Here is a 3859-nt window from a genome sequence, read left to right on the forward strand (position 1 = left end):
CAGCGTGTATTCACCGCTGTCCTTGTCGGCAGCAAAGCGGCAAAAGCCGGTCACGGCCGGATCGGCGCCGGGCTGGCCGGGATAGCGGCCCGCGGCATCGGCCTGCCAGCTTTCGAACATCGCATCGCGCATTGCCCAGCCCGTGCCGTCATAGATCGAGCCGGTGATGGTGATGACCTCGCCCTTGGCCCCATCGGCGATGGGCGAAAGCCCCAGATCCTCGGGGTAGACGCCGGGCAGGCCCGCGAATGTGGGGATGCAGCCGATATGCACATAAGGCCCGCCCGTCTGGCTGGCCGTTTCGGTCAGAACGCCAAGTTTTTGCACCATGGCTCACATCCCCTCGGGCTTGTTTTCGAACATGGTCTGGCGGCGTCCGCGCAGCACGATGTCGAAGCGGTAGGCAAGATAATCCATCGGGCGGCTTGCCGCCATGTCGAGCGGCGCCACCAGCTGGTCGAGCTGCCCACGATCCTTGACGGTCGCGGCTATGGGACAACGCGCAATCAGCGGATCGCCCTCGAAGTAAAGCTGGGTGATCAGCCGCTGGCCAAAGCTGTGGCCAAAGACCGAGACATGGATATGCATCGGGCGCCAGTCATTGCCGCGATTGGGCCAAGGATAGGCACCGGGGCGGATGGTCAGGAATTCATAATAGCCGTTCTCATCGGTCAGCGTGCGCCCGCAGCCGCCGAAATTGGGATCGAGCGGTGCGAAATAGGTATCTTTCACATGCCGGTAGCGGCCACCGGCATTGGCTTGCCACACCTCCAAAAGCGTGTGCGGCACGGGGCGCGCGTTTTCATCGACGACACGGCCATGCACGCGGATGCGCTCACCAATCGCCGGGGCCGCACCCTTGGAGAAGTTGAGGATCAGGTTGTTGTCGAGCGCCCCGATCAACCCGTGACCAAAGCGGGGGCCGGTTTCCTCGGACGGGGTCGATTCCAGCGACAGAAGCGGCAGGTAGGGGCTGCGCGTGACCGAGGTCTTGTATTCGGGGTCATAGGGCACAGGATGCGCATCGCGCCTGCGCGGGATCAATCGGCCGGTATCGGTCATTTCTCGCCCTCCATCTCGGCAAAAATCTTTTTGGCGATGCGGATGGCGCTGTTGGCGCGCGGCACACCCGCATAGATCGCGACATGCTGGAAGACCTCCATCACATCGCTGTGGCTGGCGCCTGTGCGCACGGTCGCCCGCAGGTGCAGCGCCAGTTCCTCCTCATTGCCCAAGCCCGCCAACAGCGCCAACGTCAGCATCGAGCGTTCGCGCCGCGTCAGCGCGTCGGAGGCCCAGACCGTGCCCCAAGCGGCCTCGGTAATGAGTGTCTGAAAGGCAGCATCGAGCGGCGTCTTGGCCGCTTCGGCGCGGTCGACATGGGCATCGCCCAGAACGGCGCGGCGCACCTGCATACCCTTGGCATGGCGATCGGTCATGGTGTCTCCCTCCCCCGGTTTCGGCCCTAGTATGGCAGACCGATATAGTTCTCGGCCAGATCGCGCCGCGCGGTTTCCGATTGCGACAGATGCAAGAGCGTCGCCTTGCGCATCTGGCCCGCGAAACCATCCTCGCCCTCGAAATGATGCAGCATGGTGGTCATCGACCAAGAAAAGCGCATCGCCTTCCAGATGCGGGCAAGCGCGCGCGCCGCATAACCATCGATGCCGCGCGTATCGCCCTGTTTCACGGCGGCGATCAGCGCCTCGTGCAAGTAGAACACATCCGACACCGCAAGGTTCAGCCCCTTGGCCCCCGTGGGCGGCACGATATGGGCGGCATCGCCCACCAAAAACAGCCGCCCCCAGCGCAACGGCTCGCTGACAAAGGAGCGCAAGGGCGCGATGGATTTCTCGATCGAGGGGCCGGTCACCAGCGTCTTGACCACATCGCCCGGCAGGCACGAGGTCAGCCGCTCCCAGAAGCGGTCATCGGACCATTCCTCGACCTTGTCGGTCAGCGGCACCTGCACATAGTAGCGGCTCAGCATTTCGTTGCGCATGGAGGCCAAGGCGAAGCCATTGGCGGAATTGGCATAAATCAATTCCTCATGCGCGGGCGGTGTGCGCGAGAGAATCCCCAGCCAGCCAAAGGGATAGACGCGCTCGAATTCGCGGCGGCGATCTTGGGGAATGGTCTTGCGGCTGACGCCGTGAAACCCATCACAACCCGCGACATAGGCGCAGTCGATGCGCTTTTGCACGCCCTCATGGGTGAAGGTGACGAAAGGCGCGTCGCTATCGGCATCGCAGATAACCACATCGGCGACCTCGTGCAGTATGGTGGCCCCGATGGCGTCTTGCGCGGCGTAAAGATCGGTCGTCACCTCGGTCTGGCCATAGACCATCACGGTCTTGCCGGTCAGTTCCTTGAAATCGATCCGCACCATCAGATCGTCATCGGAAAAGATGCAGCCCTCATGCGGGTGGCCTTCGCGCGCCATGCGCTCGCCGACGCCCGCCTCTTGCAGCATGCGCACCGTGCCTTGCTCCAGCACGCCCGCGCGGATGCGCGACAACACGCGCGCGCGACCTGTGCGCTCCAGCACGATGGTGGCCACACCCGCCCGGTTCAAAAGCTGCGACAGCAACAGGCCCGATGGCCCGCCGCCGATGATCACCACATCGGTCTTCACCTCTGTCTCCTCCCATTCGCGGCTGTGAACATAGCGCGCGCGCGACGAAGACGAATGGACTGTGGCAACCTCGACTGGTAGAAATCGGACATGACCGCGACAAGCCATATTCCCGTCTTCGCACTCTACGGCGAAACAGCGCCCTTTCCCGATATCGTGCATATCGAGCGTCTGGCCGATCGCGCCACCAGCGATGGCTGGACGATTTCCGCCCATCGCCACGGGCAGCTATCGCAGTTGATCATGATCGAGACGGGTGGCGCGACGGCACGGATCGATGATCACGCCTTCAGCCTGTCACCGGGTGATTTCCTGTTCATCCCGGCCCATGCCGTGCATGGCTATGACTTCCGCCCCGGCACGGGCGGTCATGTGATCTCGCTGCCGACTGCACTTTTGGGCGGGGATGGCGCGACCGGCATCGGCGCGTCACTAGCCCGCCCCTTGCGCGGACGGGCCGATACCAGCATGCGCCGGCTTGTCGTGCTGCTGGTCGAAGCCTTCGAGGCCACGGGTCGATTTCGAACACAGCTTGTGCTGGCACTGGCACAAGCGCTGCTGGCGGGGCTTGCCGAGGCCAGCGCCGCGCAGGGTGCCGAGGCCCGCGATCCGCGTGACGGGCGGCTGCTGCAGCTTGACGCGCTGATCGCCGCGCGGATGGCCGAGGGTTGGGGCGTGGCCGATTACGCGCACGCGCTACAGGTCAGCACCGGGCATCTGGGCCGCTTGTGCCGTGCGGCCAGCGGCATGGGCGCCAAGGCCTATATCGAGCAGGCCGTGATGGGCGAGGCAAGCCGCCTTTTGGCCTTTACCCGCCTGCCCATGTCCGAGATCGGCTATCGGCTGGGCTTTGATGACCCGTCGCATTTCTCCAAGCGCTTCCGCGCGGCACGCGGGCTTGCCCCTTCGGCCTATCGACAGCAACTCGAAGCGCGGCCCAGTTCCAGCTGATCGACCAACCAGATGGGCTGTTGACAGTCCTGATGCCCCTGACCCAGTTTGCGCGGAAAACCGGACCCGGGCGGAACTGCATCCCATGACCAAAACCCCCACCATCGCCGAAGCGCTCGCTTCGCGCATCCATGCCTTTGGTCCCGGCGATCTGACGCCCAAGGCGCGGGCCCGGGCGCGCATCCTGACGCTCGACACCGTCGCCGTGGCGCTGGCAGGCGCGCGGATGGCGTGTGTCGAAAGGCTTGTCGCCGTGCCGGGCGTGGCCGATGC

The 3859-nt window shown here is 64.5% G+C and carries 5 protein-coding genes and 1 pseudogene; 2 read left to right on the forward strand and 4 right to left on the reverse strand.

What is annotated here, in order from left to right:
- The 4 genes and pseudogenes from ACTG4J_RS14960 to pobA form a co-directional block, all read right to left on the reverse strand.
- Positions 1-330 (reverse strand): annotated as a pseudogene (locus tag ACTG4J_RS14960) (protocatechuate 3,4-dioxygenase subunit alpha); the annotation flags it as partial.
- A gap of 3 nt (positions 331-333) precedes the next feature.
- Positions 334-1062 (reverse strand): protocatechuate 3,4-dioxygenase subunit beta, encoded by a 729-nt coding sequence (gene pcaH, locus ACTG4J_RS14965; RefSeq protein WP_439140534.1) that lies wholly within the window; start codon positions 1060-1062, stop codon positions 334-336.
- Positions 1059-1439 carry a 4-carboxymuconolactone decarboxylase gene (pcaC, locus tag ACTG4J_RS14970; RefSeq protein ID WP_439140535.1) on the reverse strand — a complete coding sequence of 127 codons (381 nt, stop codon included), beginning with the start codon at positions 1437-1439 and terminating at the stop codon, positions 1059-1061. Before pcaC ends, pcaH begins: the two co-directional genes overlap by 4 nt.
- Before the next feature lie 26 nt (positions 1440-1465).
- Entirely contained in the window at positions 1466-2635 is a 1170-nt protein-coding gene (pobA, locus tag ACTG4J_RS14975; RefSeq protein ID WP_439140536.1) for a 4-hydroxybenzoate 3-monooxygenase, read from the reverse strand.
- A gap of 90 nt (positions 2636-2725) precedes the next feature.
- Between pobA and ACTG4J_RS14980 the strand changes: the two genes are divergently transcribed.
- Together ACTG4J_RS14980 and ACTG4J_RS14985 are read left to right on the forward strand one after the other, a co-directional pair.
- Positions 2726-3586 (forward strand): helix-turn-helix domain-containing protein, encoded by an 861-nt coding sequence (locus ACTG4J_RS14980; RefSeq protein WP_439140537.1) that lies wholly within the window; start codon positions 2726-2728, stop codon positions 3584-3586.
- 85 nt (positions 3587-3671) lie between these two features.
- The coding region (locus ACTG4J_RS14985; RefSeq protein ID WP_439140538.1) for a hypothetical protein at positions 3672-3859 on the forward strand (188 nt) is incomplete at its 3' end.

It is taken from the genome of Roseicyclus sp., from assembly GCF_965662675.1.
Classification (GTDB): Bacteria; Pseudomonadota; Alphaproteobacteria; order Rhodobacterales; family Rhodobacteraceae; genus Roseicyclus.

Bases quoted from the DNA above. Each gene is read 5' to 3' on its own strand.
- ACTG4J_RS14980 (WP_439140537.1), top strand. From the start codon at position 2,726: ATGACCGCGACAAGCCATATTCCCGTCTTCGCACTCTACGGCGAAACA.
- pcaH (WP_439140534.1), bottom strand. From the start codon at position 1,062: ATGACCGATACCGGCCGATTGATCCCGCGCAGGCGCGATGCGCATCCT.
- pcaC (WP_439140535.1), bottom strand. From the start codon at position 1,439: ATGACCGATCGCCATGCCAAGGGTATGCAGGTGCGCCGCGCCGTTCTG.